At 48.9% G+C, this 16,844-nt stretch carries 17 protein-coding genes, 1 tRNA gene and 1 pseudogene; 16 read left to right on the top strand and 3 right to left on the bottom strand.

Annotated elements, in window-relative coordinates:
• The first annotated feature begins 335 nt into the window (after window positions 1–335).
• Together glpX and QZR21_RS00795 are read left to right on the top strand one after the other, a co-directional pair.
• Window positions 336–1,301 carry a class II fructose-bisphosphatase gene (gene glpX, locus QZR21_RS00800; RefSeq protein ID WP_296096461.1) on the top strand — a complete coding sequence of 322 codons (966 nt, stop codon included), beginning with the start codon at window positions 336–338 and terminating at the stop codon, window positions 1,299–1,301.
• Between the two features lie 231 nt (window positions 1,302–1,532).
• Window positions 1,533–1,958, top strand: coding sequence for a peptidylprolyl isomerase (locus tag QZR21_RS00795; RefSeq protein WP_296096463.1), 426 nt, complete (start codon window positions 1,533–1,535; stop codon window positions 1,956–1,958).
• Window positions 1,959–2,042: 84 nt separating this feature from the next.
• On the opposite strand, the gene rbr is transcribed toward QZR21_RS00795, so the two are convergent.
• Window positions 2,043–2,615: a rubrerythrin gene (rbr, locus tag QZR21_RS00790; RefSeq protein WP_296096465.1), complete on the bottom strand. Its 573-nt coding sequence runs from the start codon at window positions 2,613–2,615 to the stop codon at window positions 2,043–2,045.
• Window positions 2,616–3,113: 498 nt separating this feature from the next.
• On the opposite strand from rbr, the gene QZR21_RS00785 reads away from it, so the two are divergent.
• The 12 genes and pseudogenes from QZR21_RS00785 (at window position 3,114) to QZR21_RS00730 (ending at window position 13,953) form a co-directional block, all read left to right on the top strand.
• Window positions 3,114–3,740: a DUF47 domain-containing protein gene (locus tag QZR21_RS00785; protein ID WP_296096468.1), complete on the top strand. Its 627-nt coding sequence runs from the start codon at window positions 3,114–3,116 to the stop codon at window positions 3,738–3,740.
• Complete coding sequence (locus QZR21_RS00780) at window positions 3,733–4,725, top strand: inorganic phosphate transporter (protein ID WP_296096470.1); 993 nt, start codon at window positions 3,733–3,735, stop codon at window positions 4,723–4,725. The genes QZR21_RS00785 and QZR21_RS00780 overlap by 8 nt, the downstream gene beginning before the upstream one ends.
• A gap of 247 nt (window positions 4,726–4,972) precedes the next feature.
• Window positions 4,973–5,830, top strand: a complete 858-nt coding sequence (gene ylqF, locus QZR21_RS00775) for a ribosome biogenesis GTPase YlqF (RefSeq protein ID WP_296096472.1) — start codon at window positions 4,973–4,975, stop codon at window positions 5,828–5,830.
• Entirely contained in the window at window positions 5,827–6,615 is a 789-nt protein-coding gene (locus QZR21_RS00770) for a ribonuclease HII (RefSeq protein WP_296096474.1), read from the top strand. The genes ylqF and QZR21_RS00770 overlap by 4 nt, the downstream gene beginning before the upstream one ends.
• Before the next feature lie 297 nt (window positions 6,616–6,912).
• Window positions 6,913–7,551, top strand: coding sequence for a bifunctional precorrin-2 dehydrogenase/sirohydrochlorin ferrochelatase (locus QZR21_RS00765; RefSeq protein WP_296973221.1), 639 nt, complete (start codon window positions 6,913–6,915; stop codon window positions 7,549–7,551).
• Window positions 7,520–8,242, top strand: coding sequence for a glutamyl-tRNA reductase (hemA, locus tag QZR21_RS00760; protein ID WP_296096480.1), 723 nt, complete (start codon window positions 7,520–7,522; stop codon window positions 8,240–8,242). Before QZR21_RS00765 ends, hemA begins: the two co-directional genes overlap by 32 nt.
• Window positions 8,208–8,807: a hypothetical protein gene (locus QZR21_RS00755; RefSeq protein ID WP_296096482.1), complete on the top strand. Its 600-nt coding sequence runs from the start codon at window positions 8,208–8,210 to the stop codon at window positions 8,805–8,807. Before hemA ends, QZR21_RS00755 begins: the two co-directional genes overlap by 35 nt.
• Window positions 8,797–9,726: a hydroxymethylbilane synthase gene (hemC, locus tag QZR21_RS00750; RefSeq protein WP_296096484.1), complete on the top strand. Its 930-nt coding sequence runs from the start codon at window positions 8,797–8,799 to the stop codon at window positions 9,724–9,726. Before QZR21_RS00755 ends, hemC begins: the two co-directional genes overlap by 11 nt.
• Before the next feature lie 19 nt (window positions 9,727–9,745).
• A pseudogene (gene cobA, locus QZR21_RS00745) lies at window positions 9,746–11,267 on the top strand (uroporphyrinogen-III C-methyltransferase).
• Entirely contained in the window at window positions 11,264–12,250 is a 987-nt protein-coding gene (gene hemB / locus QZR21_RS00740) for a porphobilinogen synthase (protein WP_296096489.1), read from the top strand. Before cobA ends, hemB begins: the two are co-directional and overlap by 4 nt.
• Window positions 12,247–13,545 (top strand): glutamate-1-semialdehyde 2,1-aminomutase, encoded by a 1,299-nt coding sequence (gene hemL / locus QZR21_RS00735; protein ID WP_296096491.1) that lies wholly within the window; start codon window positions 12,247–12,249, stop codon window positions 13,543–13,545. Before hemB ends, hemL begins: the two co-directional genes overlap by 4 nt.
• 171 nt (window positions 13,546–13,716) lie before the next feature.
• Window positions 13,717–13,953 (top strand): DUF1653 domain-containing protein, encoded by a 237-nt coding sequence (locus QZR21_RS00730; RefSeq protein WP_296096493.1) that lies wholly within the window; start codon window positions 13,717–13,719, stop codon window positions 13,951–13,953.
• Between the two features lie 77 nt (window positions 13,954–14,030).
• Here the strand turns inward: QZR21_RS00730 and QZR21_RS00725 are convergent.
• Together QZR21_RS00725 and tadA are read right to left on the bottom strand one after the other, a co-directional pair.
• A tRNA-Ser gene (locus QZR21_RS00725) sits at window positions 14,031–14,119 on the bottom strand.
• A 33-nt stretch (window positions 14,120–14,152) separates the two neighbouring features.
• Window positions 14,153–14,602: a tRNA adenosine(34) deaminase TadA gene (gene tadA / locus QZR21_RS00720; RefSeq protein WP_296096495.1), complete on the bottom strand. Its 450-nt coding sequence runs from the start codon at window positions 14,600–14,602 to the stop codon at window positions 14,153–14,155.
• Between the two features lie 133 nt (window positions 14,603–14,735).
• On the opposite strand from tadA, the gene QZR21_RS00715 reads away from it, so the two are divergent.
• Entirely contained in the window at window positions 14,736–15,182 is a 447-nt protein-coding gene (locus QZR21_RS00715; RefSeq protein WP_296096497.1) for a histidine kinase, read from the top strand.
• Between the two features lie 333 nt (window positions 15,183–15,515).
• The coding region (gene recJ, locus QZR21_RS00710) for a single-stranded-DNA-specific exonuclease RecJ (RefSeq protein WP_296973216.1) at window positions 15,516–16,844 on the top strand (1,329 nt) is incomplete at its 3' end.

Here is a 16,844-nt window from a genome sequence, read left to right as displayed (position 1 = left end):
CGCGGGACTTTGACTTCTCTCAGTGAGGAATGCAAGAACCTTACCTTCCCATTTTAGAGGGCTGTCGCCAAAGGCGATTGAGTGGGGTACTTTTGCGTCGAAGATGCTGATCAGCTCAAAGCTAAAGACTCAAGACTTGTGGCGATGCTCATATCATGCGAGTAAAATTCCAATCGTCCAACAGCCCGACAAACTGCAATTGAATAAAGTCCTGCTTCTACCGAGACCCCAGATATCAAATCTATTTTTTAAAAATGTATACTCCATTTTCTCTTTAAATGTGATACAATAAGAGCAACTGTGAAAGAGAAAGTATACTATTGTGGAGGCATACAATGAACAGACAACTTTCTATGGAATTTGTAAGAATTACAGAACAGGCTGCCCTTCGGAGCGGTCGCCTCATGGGTATTGGGGATAAGGAAGGGGCTGACCAGGCTGCTGTTGATGGCATGCATGAGCAGTTTGCCAAGACTCCCGTTTCCGGCACCGTAGTCATTGGGGAAGGTGAAATCGATGAAGCACCGATGCTTTATATTGGTGAACATGTAGGTGCTGGCGGAGAAGAAGTGGATATTGCCGTGGATCCGGTGGAAGGAACCAATCTTGTAGCAAAGGGCCAGAATGGGGCTATTGCGGTTCTTGCTATTGCACCGAAGGGATGTCTGCTTCATGCTCCGGATATGTATATGCAGAAAATCTGTGTAGGACCCCGGGCAAAAGGACGTATCGATATCAATGCATCGGTTACAGAAAACCTGAAGAATGTAGCAGACGCAATGGATCGAGAAGTTTCCGACCTTACAGTAGTTATTCTTGATCGTGAAAGACACGAAAACATTATTCGTGAAGCCAGGGCAGCAGGTGCTCGTATCCGCCTTATTACTGATGGAGACGTAGTTCCATCCATTGACTGCGGTATTCAGGGGAGTGGCATTCACATGGTTCTTGGCTCTGGCGGTGCTCCGGAAGGTGTTCTTTCTGCAGTCGGACTTAAGTGCCTTGGCGGTGATATGCAGGCAAAACTTCTGCCCCATACGGAAGAGGAAATCAAGAGGCTCCATAAAATGGGTATCGATGACCCCAATAAAGTCCTTACCTTGGACGACCTTGTAAAAGGGGATGACTGCATTTTCTCTGAAACTGCTATTACAGACTGTGCCATGCTGCGGGGGGTTCGTTACTTTGGCGGCGGCGCGAGGACGAGTACTCTTGTTCTTCGTTACAAGACAGGTACCGTTCGTTTCATTGAAACAATCCATCGCTTTGGTGATCCTAAACCGGCTGTTCGCATGTGGTAATTGGAAGAGAAATATAGAAAAGGCTGTGAAGTGTGCTCACAGCCTTTTTTGCAGCATTGGTAACCGATTGAAATAAAAAAACTGATGCAGTAATACCCGAATTTCTTATGGTGTAAAAGTGAAGAGAGTACATTATTTTGGGGTACAGCTTTCCAATCTTTCCATTTCTATATTCCTCTGATATAATAAAACCATATTTCCCTACAGGGATTACATAGATTGGAGAAAATTATGAGCAACCAGAATAAGAAGGTCCGTGTCCACTATGAAGGGACATTTAATGATGGAACCAAGTTTGATTCTTCCTATGATCGTGGAGAACCGCTGGAATTTACCTGCGGCGCCGGACAAATGATCAAGGGCTTCGATGAAGCGGTGAAAGATATGAAGGTAGGGGAAATCAAAAACATCCATCTCATGCCGGAAGAGGCCTATGGAATGCCGGATCCCCGAAATATTCTCACTATTGATCAGGAGCAGATGCCTGGTTCGGAACAGCTTTCCGTAGGACAGCGCATTGTACTGACAGATCCTATGGGCAACCGTTTCCCAGTGACCGTGACGGAGAAGACAGAAACTACTATTACCTTTGATGCCAACCATGAAATGGCAGGAAAGGAACTGAATTTCAAAATTGAACTGGTTTCTGTAGAATAATCAGGTTCCAAGAGTTGAATAGAGTAAAAAAAGAAACTGCGAAATTTTTATTTCGCAGTTTCTTTTTATCTTAATAGAATGAAATCAATAGTTTTCAGCCTTGATAGCGAAGAAGCTTCTCGGATGGCCGCATACCGGGCATTCCTGCGGAGCTTCCACAGATTCTACAGTGTAGCCGCAGTTAGCGCACATCCACAGTTTCTTTTCGCCCTTTTTGAAGACCTGTCCATTTTCTACATTAGCCAGAAGCAGCTTATACCGTGCTTCATGGGATTTTTCAATCTCGCCCACTTTGGAGAAGAGGAATGCAATCTGCGGGAACCCTTCTTTTTTAGCGGTTTCAGCAAATGCAGGATACATGGAAGTCCATTCACCATGTTCGCCTTCTGCTGCCATTTTCAGATGTTCAGCAGTGGTTTTCTTCAGATCGCCAACCAGCCAGAACCAGATCTTGGCATGGGCTCTTTCATTATTTGCTGTTTCCCGGAAGATGTCAGCAATCTGACGGGAGCATTCCGGATCCTTCTCGGCTTCGTTGGCGAAAAGGTTGTATTTTACATGAGCCTGGGATTCACCGGCATAAGCTGCACGCAGATTCTTCTCTGTCTGAGTGCCTTTCAGTCTTTTCATTTCTTCTAATACTTTTGCTTCATCCATAATAAAATCCTCCTTTTAAACCAGCAGGATAATGATGCATGTTATTGTGTGACCTGCCGCACACTTTAAGTATAGATGTATTAAATAAAAAAGTCAAATCATGAGATTTTTACTATAATTCCTAAAAAATATAGGCAAGTCTACTGAAAGATTTTAGATTATTTTTGACAATAATAATGCATGCCGAAATTTCAGCATACCGTGCATGAAATGAAAAGAAGCTGCGAGAGATGTGAATCCTATTCAAAGTCACACCGGCAGAGGGACGTCTTAAATTTTCTTTATTATTTGTTACTGCCATGTAATGGAAAATCAATTTCTCATTGAAATATAATGTATACTTCCTATTTCAAAATAATTTAAGATGCGTCATAATGATATAAACAGAAAATTACAAAAGATCGGATTTTTTATCTTTCTTCTACAATCTTTACAAACATTTTACATAGGTAAGGTAACATAGACGTAACGGTTTGTTCGTTTTTTATGGAGGGCACCATGTTCAGTCTTGTCAACAAGCATGAAGAGTTTTTTGATTTTCTCGTTACCAATGCGGAATATTTCCACAAGGGGACAGTTATGGCTCGGGAAGTACTGCAGGACCCGGCGAAGCTTGAGCGGTATACAAAGGAAGTCAAGAATCTGGAACATTCGGCAGATAAAGTGACCCATGATATTTCCGCCAAAATGCGTCATGTTTTTATTACTCCTATTGATCGGGAGGACTTCTTCCTGCTTACCACATCTCTTGATGATTGTGTAGATGATATCCAGGACGTAGTGATGAGCCTGAAGCTTTACCATGCCGGTATCGGTTCAAAGCTGCCATTGCGTATGGCTGATATTCTTGTAGAAATGTCTTCAGAAATGATTGTCCTTTTCCGACTTCTCAAGGATATTGATAAAAACGAAACGGAAATTGCAGAGCGCACAAGAAAGATCAATGCTCTTGAAAGTGAAGGAGATGAAATTTACAGAAACGCCATTTCTGACCTTTTTGATGGTACCCATGAGGTAATGGAAATCATTCGGTGGAAGGAAATCATGGAAGCCATGGAGGATACCGCCAATCGGGCAGAAAAGGTGGGGAACCTGATTAAAGAGGTGGTCATGAAGTATGCCTGATACATACATTATCGGAATCGTCATTGTCCTGGCCCTGTGCTTTGACTTTATCAATGGATTCCATGATACTGCCAATGCCATTGCCACCTGCGTGGCCACCCGTGCCCTGAGTCCGAAGGTGGCTATCATTATGTCGGCTATTTTAAACTTTGTGGGGGCTATGATTTCAACGGGAGTTGCCAAAACAATCGGCGGCGAAATCGTCACATCTCCCCATATGGTAGATTCCGTGGTGCTGTCGGCAGCTCTTGCATCGGCTATCCTATGGAATCTTTTTACCTGGCGCATTGGCCTCCCTTCCAGTTCGTCCCATGCCCTGATTGGTGGAGTCATTGGAGCAGTCATTATTTCCTATGGTACAGGTGCTATTCATCTGGCCGGTGTGCTGACCATCGTTATCGGCCTTGTTCTGTCGCCGGTGTGTGCCCTTATTACAGGATATATCATGATGACTATCCTTTACATCGCTTTTCGTAATGTGGGGAAATCCCGGGTGAACTATGTGGCAACTCATATCCAGATGATATCAGCGGCGCTCATGGCTTTTTCCCATGGATCCAATGATGCCCAGAAATCTATGGGGATTATTACACTGGCCCTTCTTTCCGGCGGCTATATCGGCCAGCTGGAAGTGCCCTGGGAAGTAAAGGTAGCCTGTGCCTGTGCCATGTGTTTTGGTACGTCCGTCGGCGGCTGGCGCATTATCAGAACTGTGGGAAATAAAATTTTCCGCATGCAGCCGGTCAATGGCCTGGCAGCAGACCTGAATTCGGCTATTACCATTTTCAGCGCTACCATGCTTCACCTTCCCGTATCCACCACCCATGTAGTGACAGGTTCTATTATGGGTGTAGGCTGGGCTACCAGATTCCGTGCAGTTCATTGGAGCGTGGCTTACCAGATGGTGTCAGCCTGGATTATGACCATTCCCTGTACCGCAGCCGTAGGGGCCCTCATATATCTCATAATTAAACATGTATTGTAAAAATAAGAAAGGACCGGAACCTGGTTTTCCGGCCTTTTTTATTTGACCCACAGGCTGTCTTCATGGTATTCAGGGTTCCGGCTGGAGGAGGATCAAATGGTTTCAGGTTATATATGCTGGCTCTTCCTGTAAATTCGTTATTTTTAGAAATCCGGTTTCATCGATTATTTTAAAAATTTTATCCCTATGATAAAATAATATACATATTCATACAGTATGCCCTAAAGGGGTATACGGGAGGTGCACTATGCTGATTCAATGGTTCCCGGGCCATATGACAAAGACAAAACGGATGATTGAAGACCACCTGAAAGCGGTGGATGTGGTGGCGGAGCTTCTGGATGCCCGAATTCCACAGTCCAGTGCGAACCCCATGGTGGAAGAACTGGTGAAGGGGAAACCCCGCATCGTTATCCTGAACAAGGCGGATCTGGCGGACCCCAGGGAGACGGATCTCTGGATTTCTTACTATAAGAAGAAGGGAATTTCCGTGGTACCTATGACTGTGGGTAATGGGAAAAACAAGAAAAAGCTCCTTTCCCTCATCCGGGAAACAGCGGAACCTATCCTTTCCAGATGGCGGAAACGGGGGCTTAAAAACCGTTCTGTGCGGCTCATGATTCTCGGCATTCCGAATGTAGGTAAGTCGTCCCTCATTAATTTTCTTGCCGGTAAGGCATCTACCCGGACCGCCAATACACCGGGCCATACTCGGGGCAAGCAGTGGGTACGTCTCTCTGATGGCCTGGATCTCCTCGATACTCCTGGGGTGCTCTGGCCGAAGTTTGATGACCAGACGGCAGCCCTCCGTCTGGCGGCTACCGGGGCCATTGCCGGAGACGTATTCAATCCGGATGAAGTGGTGCCGGTCCTTTTGTCTTCTCTTGCGGAAACAGCTCCCCAGGTATTAAAAGATGTATACGGTATTGACGATGTGAATCGGGATCCCCAACTTCTGCTGGAAGATGCAGGACGTCGGCGCGGCTGTCTTCTTCCCGGTGGTGCCATCGATTATGACCGGGCAGAAATGGCGGTGCTCCGGGATTTCCGGAACGGCAAACTTGGGCGTATTACGTTGGATCCCCTGCCGAAGGAGGAACCATGACGGTCGCAGAAATCCGGGCACTTCTGAAACAGGATAATGTGCCGGAAGAAGTACTGAAGGAAATCGTGGAAGACCCCCGGAAGGGGGTGCAGCAGCTCCTGTCTTCTTACACGAAACGGTTGGAACGGGAAAGCCGGGAACGGCTCCGGGTGGAGTCCATGTATGAAGTGGAAAGCAGCTTTTACAAAAAAGGAATCAACTATATTGCCGGTATAGATGAAGTGGGCCGGGGGCCTTTGGCAGGTCCGGTGACGGTGGCAGCGGTCATCCTGAAACCCCACTGGTTTGCACCGGGACTTAATGATTCTAAAAAAGTGACTCCGGAGCATCGGGAAATCCTCTCGAAAAAAATTCTCGAAGAGGCGGTGGATGTATCCATCGTGAGTCTCTCGCCTGCGGAAATTGATGATTACAATATTTATCAGGCCACCATGATGGCTATGTATAAAGCAGTAAAAAACCTGAAAGTCCAGCCCCAGGCAGTCATAGTAGATGCTATGCCCCTCCATTTCCCGTTTCCCACGGTATCCCTGATTCACGGTGATGCTCGAAGTGCATCTGTAGCAGCGGCTTCTATCGTGGCCAAAGTGCATCGGGATCATCGGATGGATGAATACGATAAACAGTATCCGGGCTATGGGTTTGCCAGAAATAAAGGATACGGTACAGCGGAGCATATTGATGCGCTCCGGACACTGGGCATTACGCCAATTCACAGGAAGAGCTTTGAACCGGTAAAAAGTATGGTGCTGAGAAAGTTTACATCGGGGAATGGAGAGAAATAGCAGCAGGGATGAGATTAAGACCATCCGGGCTTACCACATACAGTTTTTCGATTCCCTGGCACAGGTCTAAAAGCACAAGGCGCGGTCCTGTTACATATATACCGGGCCGACGCAGGACCGCAGTCTTTCCGACCAATTGTTATATCAATATAAACATTTAAATTATATTATCTTTATGCCCAATTAGAACTCCCCTTCCTGGGGGTTCTTTTGTTGTCATCTTTCTCTCATGGTGATACAATTTTACATGTGGCATAAGATATACTTTTATTCTTATTTCAGGAGAGTGATTCTTTCTTGTATCCGGTCAATCTCAGAATGGATGGCGTATCCTGTCTCATTGTCGGTGGTGGCCATGTGGCGCTCCGAAAAGTGAAAAGGCTTTTGGACCAGCAGGCCCATGTGACGGTGCTGGCTCCGGAAATCTGTGAAGAACTCATGGCATTATCCAGGGAGAAGAGAATTTCCTGGAGAAAGGCTTTTTATAAAGCAGGAGATGCCAGTAACTATCATTTTGTAGTCACCGCATCCGGCAGCCGTAAGGTGGCGGAGACGGTACATCAGGAATCACTGGATGCTACATTTTTATATAACAGCGCAGATTTCCCGGAACTGGGGAATTGTTTTCTGCCTGCCACTTTTGAAACGGGAGGAATCCGCTTCACCGTATCCACCAATGGACGGTCACCGGCCATGGCGAAGTATGTGAAGAACTGGCTTGCCGGCCAGATTCCCCCTTCTTTTGGTGTGTGGCTGGACCGGGTGGGGGATATCCGCCTGGAATTAAAAGAAAAATTAAAAGACAGCCATGCCAGAGAGGATTTCTGGCACACCGTATTCAGTGACCGGATCATGGATCTGGTCCTTTCAGGGAAATTAGACGAAGCAGAGGAGTGTGTACGTCATGCAACTGGTTGTATTGGGACTCAACCATAAAACCGTTTCCGTTGATATTCGGGAGCAGTTTGCTATTTCAGAAGAAAGCGCAAGGAGCGGTCTTCGCCATCTGGATGAACAGGAAGGCATAGAAGAAGCCGTGGTGCTGTCCACCTGTAACAGGACAGAAATTTACGCCGTACTGAAGGATAGTTCTGCCAGGAAGACGCTGGAACAGTTCTTCCTGGCCCTTTCCGGAAACAGTGAAGCAAAGAAAGAATATTTCTTCTACTTTGAAGGGGAAGCCTGCATCCGCCATCTTTTCGAAGTGGCGTCGGGACTTGATTCCATGGTTATCGGCGAAAGCCAGATACTGAACCAGATCAAGACTGCCTATACCATGGCCCTTGCAGAAAAAGCGACGAAGACCATTTTGAATACCCTCTTCCACCGGGCCATTACTACCGGGAAACGGGTACGCACAGAGACACGGATTTCCTACAGTGCCGTTTCCGTAAGTTATGCTGCGGTGAAATTGGCAGAAAAGATTCTTGGGGGTCTTGATGATCGGACCGCCATGGTCTTTGGCGCCGGGGAAGCAGCGGAACTCCTGGTGAAGAACCTCCAGGGAAAAGGTCTTAAAAATGTGAAAGTTGCCAACCGCCATATGGACAAGGCAGAAGCCCTGCCTGGCAAAGACTATCGGCGGCGAAGCGGTGCCGTTCAAGAGCGCCCTGTCCCATGCGGATGATGTGGATATTATTGTAACCGCTACCGGGGCATCCCAGTATATCGTGAAGGCCTGGGATGTGCGGAACCTGATGATGCGCCGCAATACAAGGCCTCTTGTGGCCATCGATATTGCCGTGCCCTGCGATATTGAGCCGGAAGTGGGGGATATCCGCAATGTGACCCTCTATAATCTGGATGACCTTCAGGAAATCGTGGCCAATAATATCCGCCTTCGTAAGGAAGAAGCGGAGCGGGCTGAAGTTATTGTGCAGGAAGAAATCGATTCTATTGAAGACCGTTTCAAATACCTTTCTACCCGGCCTGTCATGGTTTCCCTCTCCGATAAGGCGGAAGCCATTCGGGAAAGGGAACTCCGCCATGGCCTGGCGAAGATTGAAGGCCTCACGGAGGAAGATAAGAAAGTTCTCTCCCATATGACCCACATGATTGTACGGAAGATTTTAAGGGAACCTATGATGCACCTCAATGAATATGCGGGTACTGAATGGGAATCGGAAGATAAATCCGCCGTGTCCCGGCTCTTTAAACTGGATGTAAGAAAGGGGCAGCAGCTTGAAAAATAAAATTACCATTGCCACCAGGGAAAGCCTTCTAGCTCTCTGGCAGGCCCATTACATAGAGAACAGGTTAAAAGAGAAATATCCCGGCCTTACAGTTGAGCTTCTTCCGGTGACTACGAAAGGGGACCAGATTCTCGACCGTCCCCTTGTGGAAATCGGTGGCAAGGGCCTCTTCATCAAGGAACTGGAGGTCATTCTTCTGGAAGGGAAGGCGGATATTGCAGTTCATTCTCTGAAGGACATGACCGCCCAGTGCCCTGATGGCCTGACCATAGCTGCTGTTACTGCAAGGGAAGATCCCAGAGATGCCTTTGTTTCCAATAAGTACAAGTCTCTGGAAGAATTGCCGCTTCATGCAAAGGTGGGGACATCCAGCCTTCGTCGGCAGGCCCAGCTTCTTCACTGGAGAGGGGATCTGTCCATCGGTACCCTTCGGGGAAACGTGCAGACTCGGCTGCGCCATCTGGATGAAGGAAAGTTTGATGCCATTATCCTGGCAGCGGCAGGACTGAAGCGTCTCGGCCTGGCAGACCGCATCACATCCTATATTTCTACGGATGACAGTATTCCGGCGGCTGGACAGGGCGTCATGGCGGTGGAGGCAAGGAGTGATGATCAGGAGACACTCTCCCTCCTGTCTTTCCTTCATGATGAGGATGTGGCATCCTGCATTCGTTCGGAACGATCCTTCCTGGCAAAGGTGGGCGGAGACTGTAAGGTGCCTGCCGGCATTTATGCCGTACCGAAAGGGGAAGGTGGCATCCACGTGGAAGCCTTTATTGCATCGCCTGACGGGAAAAAGCTTTACCGTGGCGAAACTGATGGCACTGTAGACCATGCAGAAGAGGCGGGCGCATCTATTGCTGAAAAGCTCCTTGATGAGGGGGGCCGGGAAATTCTGGAAAAACTGTCAAAAATCTGAATAAGTTGAGGAGATAAACATGAAACAAGGGAAAGTATACCTGATCGGGGCAGGTCCCGGAGATCCGGAACTTCTGACACTTAAAGGGAAACGGTGTCTGGAAGAAGCGGACGTAGTGGTAGGGGACTACCTGGCGGATAAGAGAATACTCCGCTTTATGAGACCCGATGCAGAATACGTTTATGTAGGGAAGAAGGCCGGCTGCCATACCATGAGGCAGCAGGAAATCAGCAGGCTTCTGGCAGAAAAGGGAAAACAGGGTCATATTGTGGCCCGTCTGAAGGGCGGGGACCCCTTCGTTTTCGGCCGGGGCGGCGAGGAAATCGAGGTACTGAAAGAAGCAGGTGTGCCCTTTGAGGAAGTACCTGGCGTAACGAGTGCTATTGCGGCGCCTGCCTATGCAGGAATCCCTGTGACCCACCGTAAAGTGGCGGCCTCCTTTGCTGTTATTACAGGCCATGAAGATCCCACGAAGAATGAATCTTCCATTCATTGGGATAAACTGGCCGGCGGTGTAGATACCCTCATATTCCTTATGGGAGTAGGCCATACGAAAATGATTGCGGACCAGCTCATGAAGTATGGAAGAAGTAAAGACACGCCGGCAGCCTTTATCCGCTGGGGGACAAGGCCTTACCAGGAAACCTTTACTACTACCCTTGGGGAAGCAGCAGCGGATGTGGAACGGCTTGGCATCCGGCCTCCAGCTGTCTTCATTGTAGGAGACATGGTGAACCTTCGGAAGGATATTGCGGTGGTTTGATAACCGCCCGCTCTTTGGAAAACGGATCATTGTCACCCGGTCCCGGAACCAGGCTTCCCGGCTGGTGGATGTGCTTAATGAAAAAGGCGCTGAAACTATCGAGATTCCTACGATTTCTATCAGGAAACCCTCCGATGGCTATGAATCCATGGACCGGGCGTTGGAACACCTTCCCTCTTACGACTGGATTCTTTTTACCAGCCAGAACGGGGTGGACTATTTCTTCCACCGGCTCTATGAAAAGGGAATGGACACGAGAGCCCTTGGCCATGCGAAAATCGGCGCCATCGGGCCGGCTACGGCTCGGCAGCTCAAGGCCCACGGCATCCATGCCGATGCGGTGCCGGAAAAGTATAAGGCTGAAAACCTCCTGGCAGTCATGGAACCATCCCTTTCGGGTAATGAAACAATCCTCATTCCCCGTGCAAAGGTTGCCAGAAGCGTCCTTCCTGAAGGCCTCAGGGCCCGGGGATGCACGGTGAACGTGGTAGAAGCTTACCAGACCGTACCTGACGAAAAAAGCCGGGAAAAACTTCTGGATGTCCTTACAAACCACGGGGCCGATATCATCACATTCACCAGTTCCTCTACGGTCTACAACCTTATGGACCAGATCGATGGAAGAACAGAACTTCTGAAAGGCATCACACTGGCCTGCATCGGACCTATTACGGCCGATACATGCCGGAAATATAAACTGGAACCATCCATCATTTCTGAAATCTATACGATAGATGGCCTTGTCAATGCAATTGAAAAAGGAGTCGAGAAGAAATGAAACTGAATACCCTTCGTCCAAGACGTCTTAGAAGATCGGAAGCCATCCGTTCCATGGTGAGAGAAAATTCCCTGGAAATCAATGACTTTGTATACCCTATCTTTGTAGTACCGGGCACAAATGTTAAGGAAGAAATCCCCAGCATGCCCGGGCAGTACCATCTCTCCGTGGACAATGCGGTGAAAGTGGCAGAAGAAGTGTATAAACTTGGAATTCCGGCGGTAGAAGTTTTTGGCCTCCCGGAATACAAAGATGATATCGGTTCCTCTGCCTGGGATATGACGAGCCCTGTACAGAGGGCCATCAAAGCTATCAAAGAAGCGGTGCCGGACCTGGTCATCGTAGGGGACGTATGCCTCTGCCAGTACACCAATAGCGGCCACTGCGGAAAGCTCAAGGGCCATGAAGTAGATAATGATCCTACCTTGGAACTCCTGGCAAAAGTAGCCCTGTCCCAGGCCGAATGTGGTGCCGATATGGTGGCTCCTTCCGATATGATGGATGGCCGGGTAGCTAAAATTCGTGAGACCCTGGATGCCAATGATCTCCAGAATGTATCTATCATGTCCTACGCTGTAAAATATGCCTCCGGCTACTATGGTCCATTCCGGGATGCTGCCGATTCTGCCCCCCAGTTCGGTGACCGCCGTGGATACCAGATGGATCCGGCCAACAGCCGGGAGGCTATGAAAGAAGTGGACCTGGACCTGGCTGAAGGAGCAGATATTATCATGGTAAAACCGGCTCTGGCTTACCTCGATATTGTCCGCCAGGTACGGGACCATATCAACCGCCCTGTAGCTACTTACAATGTATCCGGTGAATATTCCATGATCAAGGCAGCTGCTGCCAAAGGATGGATTGATGAGAAGAGAATCGTCATGGAATCCCTGCTCTGCATGAAGCGGGCCGGCGCTGATATTATCATTTCCTACTTTGCACCGGAAGTGGCTAAATGGATCAGGGAGGAACAGGGCAAATGATCGACCTTTCCAAATCCAAAGCAGCCTTCGAAGAAGCGAAGAAATACATGCCCGGCGGGGTAAACAGCCCTGTCCGGTCCTATCCCCACATGGGATGCCCGCCTCCCTTCATTAAAGAAGCCCATGGTTCCCATATTACAGACATCGATGGCAATACGTACATCGATTACGTAGGTTCCTGGGGCCCCATGGTCCTGGGTCATGCCCATCCGAAGGTGATTAAAGCCATTCAGGAAGCTGCAGAACGGAGTACCAGCTACGGTGCTCCTACCCTCATGGAAACAGAAATTGCAAAACTTATCCATGAAGTGTATCCATCCATCGAAAAGATGCGGATGGTGAATTCCGGTACCGAAGCCACCATGAGTGCCCTTCGGGCAGCAAGGGGCTATACGGGCCGGGATAAAATCCTTAAATTTGAAGGATGCTACCATGGCCACGGCGACAGCCTTCTCGTAAAAGCGGGCTCCGGCGCTGCCACATTCGGCAGCCCCGACAGTGCCGGTGTCACAAAGGGTACCGCCAAAGATACGGTGGTGGTTCCCTACAATGACATCGAAGCCTTTACAAAGACCATGGATGAAGAGGGCGACGATATTGCCGCTGTCATCGTGGAACCGGTAGCCGGTAATATGTGCTGCGTACCTCCGATTCCCGGATTTCTGGAATCCCTTAGGAAGGAAACGGAAAAACACGGTACCGTCCTCATATTTGATGAAGTGATGTGCGGTTTCCGTACCACCTTCCACGGCGCCCAGGCCCGGTACCATATTCATCCCGATATGACCTGTCTTGGCAAAATCATCGGTGGTGGACTTCCGGCAGCAGCCTATGGCGGACGGAAAGAAATCATGAACTGCATCACTCCGGAAGGTGCTGTCTACCAGGCCGGTACCCTTTCCGGCAATCCTCTGGCAGTCACTGCGGGCATTGAAACCCTGAAGCAGATGATGGCCATCCCGAACTTTGATAAGATTCTTGAAGAAAAGACAAGAACCCTTCTGGCGGGCTGGAAAGAAGCGGCCGACAGAAAGGGAGTTCCCCTTATCTGCCATCAGTCCGGCTCCATGTTTGGCATCTTCTTCTCGGAAAAGGACGTGCTGAACTACACCGATGCCTGCGCAGCAAACAGGGACCAGTTCAAAGCCTGGTTCCTTTCCATGCTGGACCAGCACATTTATCTGGCACCATCTCCCTTTGAGACACTCTTCATGTCCTATGCCCACAGTGACGAAGACATAGAAAAGACCATCAAAGCAGCAGATAAAGCCATGGAAGCCGCAGCTAAAGCATAAATATAGAAGTTGGGATTTGTGAGTAAAGATCAGGAACCCAATTGGCCTGTTATGGTCAAATGGATTTTGGTCTCCTCCCTCCAAATTCCAACTTTTTTTATCAGTCCTATTCCATTCATGAGTACCGGTTTGTACCAGACGATGGATAACTTGAAACTGAGGAGTAGAGGAATGAGAGAAAATCCAAGGGCCGGTGAAATCTGGCATCATTTCAAGGACCACGATTATGAAATCATAACACTGGCCACTCATACAGAAACGAGGGACCTTCTGGTGGTTTACAGAGCCCTTTATGGTGATTTCGGCATTTATGCAAGACCTCTTTCCATGTTTATGTCAGAAGTGGATCATGAAAAATATCCTGCCGCCCGGCAAAAATGGAGATTTGAACGGAAGGTGGAAAAATAGCTGACTACCGGCACAATGTATTGACGGCTATTATTTATTTCCATCAAAAAAGCACCCTTTTCGGGTGCTTTTGCATTTGGCGGAGCAGGTGGGATTCGAACCCACGGGCCCCGAAGGGCTAACGGATTTCGAGTCCGCCTCGTTATGACCGCTTCGATACTGCTCCTTATGGAATTGGTGCCGTTGTCAGTGCTTTGGCTTATCCTCTTTTCGAGTTGAAGAATGAATCTACCAGCTGCTGGCATTCTTTCCGGCAGACGCCGGAAGTGATTTCCATAGTGTGGTTTAATACGCCTTCACCGGTGATGTGAAATCTTGATTCTATAGCTCCGTACTGGGGATTGGGAGATCCGTAGACCAGTCTCGAAATCCTTGCATTCAGGAGAGCCCCTGCGCACATCGGACATGGCTCTATGGTAACATAAAGAGAGGCCCCCGTCAAACGCCATCTGCCCAGAATGTGGGCCCCCTCCCGGAGAACGAGGACTTCCGCATGGGCTGTGGGGTCCCTGTCCGTTTCTTTGCGGTTGTGGCCGGCTGCGATGACCATGTCCCGGTAGACAAGGACGGCGCCGATGGGAATTTCTCCTTCTTCTGCGGCTTTTTGGGCTTCTTTGAGGGCAAACTGCATGTATTCTGAATCGGTCATGGTATACTCCTTATTCCCTTGCAGGAATCCTGCAAAAGCTTATGAAAATATCATAATCAAAGTGGAAATAAATGGCAAGGCAGGTTACAATAAATGGAGCAGCTCCTATTGTTTAATGGAAGGTGGATAAGAAATGGCAGAAGAAAAAAGAGAAAATCTGAAGGCAAAGAAATTTGAAAAGTATATTACCGATAATAAGATGAATTTCTTCGTAAAAAAAGAAATGAAGGATGAAGCGGAAACCATCGTATTCCAGTCCAATATCAAAGTAGAAGGCCAGACCATTCCCATGGGCATCATTACGGACAATACCATTTACACGATTATCCGTGTACAGGTAGGAAGCCAGCTCGTAAAGGACAGCAATAAGACCCGGTTCCTGGAATATATCAATACATTGAACAGAAGCTACAAAGTCTTCAAATATGTGGTAGCAGAAGATGGCTCCCTGTTCCTGGACTGCTGCCTGCCCAGCACCAATGACAGCTTCGATCCGGAAATTGTCCGCGTCGTTCTGGATGTGGTGGTGGATCACCTGAATACGGAATACAAAAACATCATGAAAGAAGCCTGGGAATAATTTTCCTGGCCCCGCAGCGCTCTTCGGAGCGCTGTTTTTTATTGGAGACACAGCGAGGCTCCCTTGGGGGACCTCTTTGGACATTGGCAGGTGTGCCCTGTGGTACCCATGGGGCATGTGTACCTCTACAGGGGGATTTCCGGCAGCTGAAAGTCCCCGAATCTTCCCAATGTACACCTGGCCGCATGGGTACTTTCATGGGGCCCGCGGGATAATTCCGTCCGGGCTCTTATCTTCCTTCCTTTCTCATTGATAATGATAATCTTATCGTGGCAAATGATAATGAGAAGTGATAAAATAAACAGGAAAATAAGTATGAATTGAGGACGTTATATGGAGAAACAGACTTATAAATGGAACATCAAAGCACAGGGCAGTGAAAAAAGAAGTATACCGGGATTTTTTTCATCCTTCCGTATTCCGGAGGGGCTGGCCCGGATTCTCCTGCGACGGGAGATTGACAGCGAAGAGAAGCTGTCCCATTTCCTTTACGATGACCTGTCCGATCTTTCAGATCCCTTCCTGATGAAGGGAATGAAGGAAGCCGTGGACCGGATCTCGAGGGCCCTGGATGGGGGAGAAAAAATTGTCATTTACGGGGATTATGACGTGGATGGTATTACGTCCACATCGATCATGGTGCGCGGGCTTACCGGGCTCCATGGAAATGTTGGTTACTATATTCCCCAGCGGGAAACTGAAGGGTATGGTCTCAACGGCAAAGCCCTGGAGAAACTGGCAGGGGAGGGATACACACTCCTCATTACCGTGGACTGCGGCATCAGTTCTGCAGACCTTATTGCGGAGGCACCGAAGGGGCTCGATATCATTGTGACAGACCACCATACGCCGCCGGATGTCCTTCCCCAATGTGTGGCGGTCATCAATCCCCACCAGAAGGACTGCCATTATCCCTATAAGGAGCTGGCGGGATGCGGAGTGGCGTATACCCTGTGCCGGGCCCTCTATATGAAACGGGAAGGCCATGATTACGACGGTACCGTGGAGCTGGCAGCTCTGGGGACCATTGCGGATGTGGTGTCCCTGACCGGGGAAAATCGGATTATTGTGAAGGAAGGAATGAAGCGGTTCCTCCATACCCCGGTCAAAGGACTGGCGGCGCTTCTGAAGGCTTCCGGCATTGTTCATGAGGATACGAAAGAAATCAAAAGGGCAGACCAGGTATCCTTTGGCCTGGCGCCAAGGCTTAATGCGGCCGGCCGTATTGCCCAGGCCAGTGAAGGGGTAAAGCTCATGACCACGGACTCCATGGAAGAGGCGGAGTCTCTGGCCCAGAAGCTGTGTGAGACCAATGTGGCCCGGCAGACCATTGAAAGAGATATTTTTGACCAGGCCAGGGAGCGGATTGCGGAGCTTCACATGGATAAGGACATGGCCTTTGTGGTGGACGGTAAAGACTGGCACCCCGGGGTCATCGGCATTGTAGCGTCGAGGATCCTGGAAATTTACCACCGCCCCGTATTTGTCATCACCATTCGGAATGGGGTGGGGAAAGGCTCCTGCCGCAGCATTCCGGCTTTCAATATTTACGAAGCCCTTTCCAGGCAGTCGGATCTGCTCCTTCAGTTCGGAGGCCACAAGATGGCGGCGGGGTTTTCCATCGCTCCGGGAAATATTCCCGAATTCCCGAAACGGCTGAAT

It is taken from the genome of uncultured Dialister sp., from assembly GCF_900541605.1.
Lineage (GTDB): Bacteria > Bacillota > Negativicutes > Veillonellales > Dialisteraceae > Dialister.
Note: the sequence above shows the minus strand (reverse complement) of the source record. Positions and strands in the feature narration are given on the sequence as shown.

Excerpts from the sequence above, each read along its gene's own strand:
- glpX (WP_296096461.1), top strand. The coding sequence starts at position 336 with ATGAACAGACAACTTTCTATGGAATTTGTAAGAATTACAGAACAGGCT.
- QZR21_RS00795 (WP_296096463.1), top strand. The coding sequence starts at position 1,533 with ATGAGCAACCAGAATAAGAAGGTCCGTGTCCACTATGAAGGGACATTT.
- rbr (WP_296096465.1), bottom strand. The coding sequence starts at position 2,615 with ATGGATGAAGCAAAAGTATTAGAAGAAATGAAAAGACTGAAAGGCACT.
- QZR21_RS00785 (WP_296096468.1), top strand. The coding sequence starts at position 3,114 with ATGTTCAGTCTTGTCAACAAGCATGAAGAGTTTTTTGATTTTCTCGTT.
- QZR21_RS00780 (WP_296096470.1), top strand. The coding sequence starts at position 3,733 with ATGCCTGATACATACATTATCGGAATCGTCATTGTCCTGGCCCTGTGC.
- ylqF (WP_296096472.1), top strand. The coding sequence starts at position 4,973 with ATGCTGATTCAATGGTTCCCGGGCCATATGACAAAGACAAAACGGATG.
- QZR21_RS00770 (WP_296096474.1), top strand. The coding sequence starts at position 5,827 with ATGACGGTCGCAGAAATCCGGGCACTTCTGAAACAGGATAATGTGCCG.
- hemA (WP_296096480.1), top strand. The coding sequence starts at position 7,520 with ATGCAACTGGTTGTATTGGGACTCAACCATAAAACCGTTTCCGTTGAT.
- hemB (WP_296096489.1), top strand. The coding sequence starts at position 11,264 with ATGAAACTGAATACCCTTCGTCCAAGACGTCTTAGAAGATCGGAAGCC.
- hemL (WP_296096491.1), top strand. The coding sequence starts at position 12,247 with ATGATCGACCTTTCCAAATCCAAAGCAGCCTTCGAAGAAGCGAAGAAA.
- QZR21_RS00730 (WP_296096493.1), top strand. The coding sequence starts at position 13,717 with ATGAGAGAAAATCCAAGGGCCGGTGAAATCTGGCATCATTTCAAGGAC.
- tadA (WP_296096495.1), bottom strand. The coding sequence starts at position 14,602 with ATGACCGATTCAGAATACATGCAGTTTGCCCTCAAAGAAGCCCAAAAA.
- QZR21_RS00715 (WP_296096497.1), top strand. The coding sequence starts at position 14,736 with ATGGCAGAAGAAAAAAGAGAAAATCTGAAGGCAAAGAAATTTGAAAAG.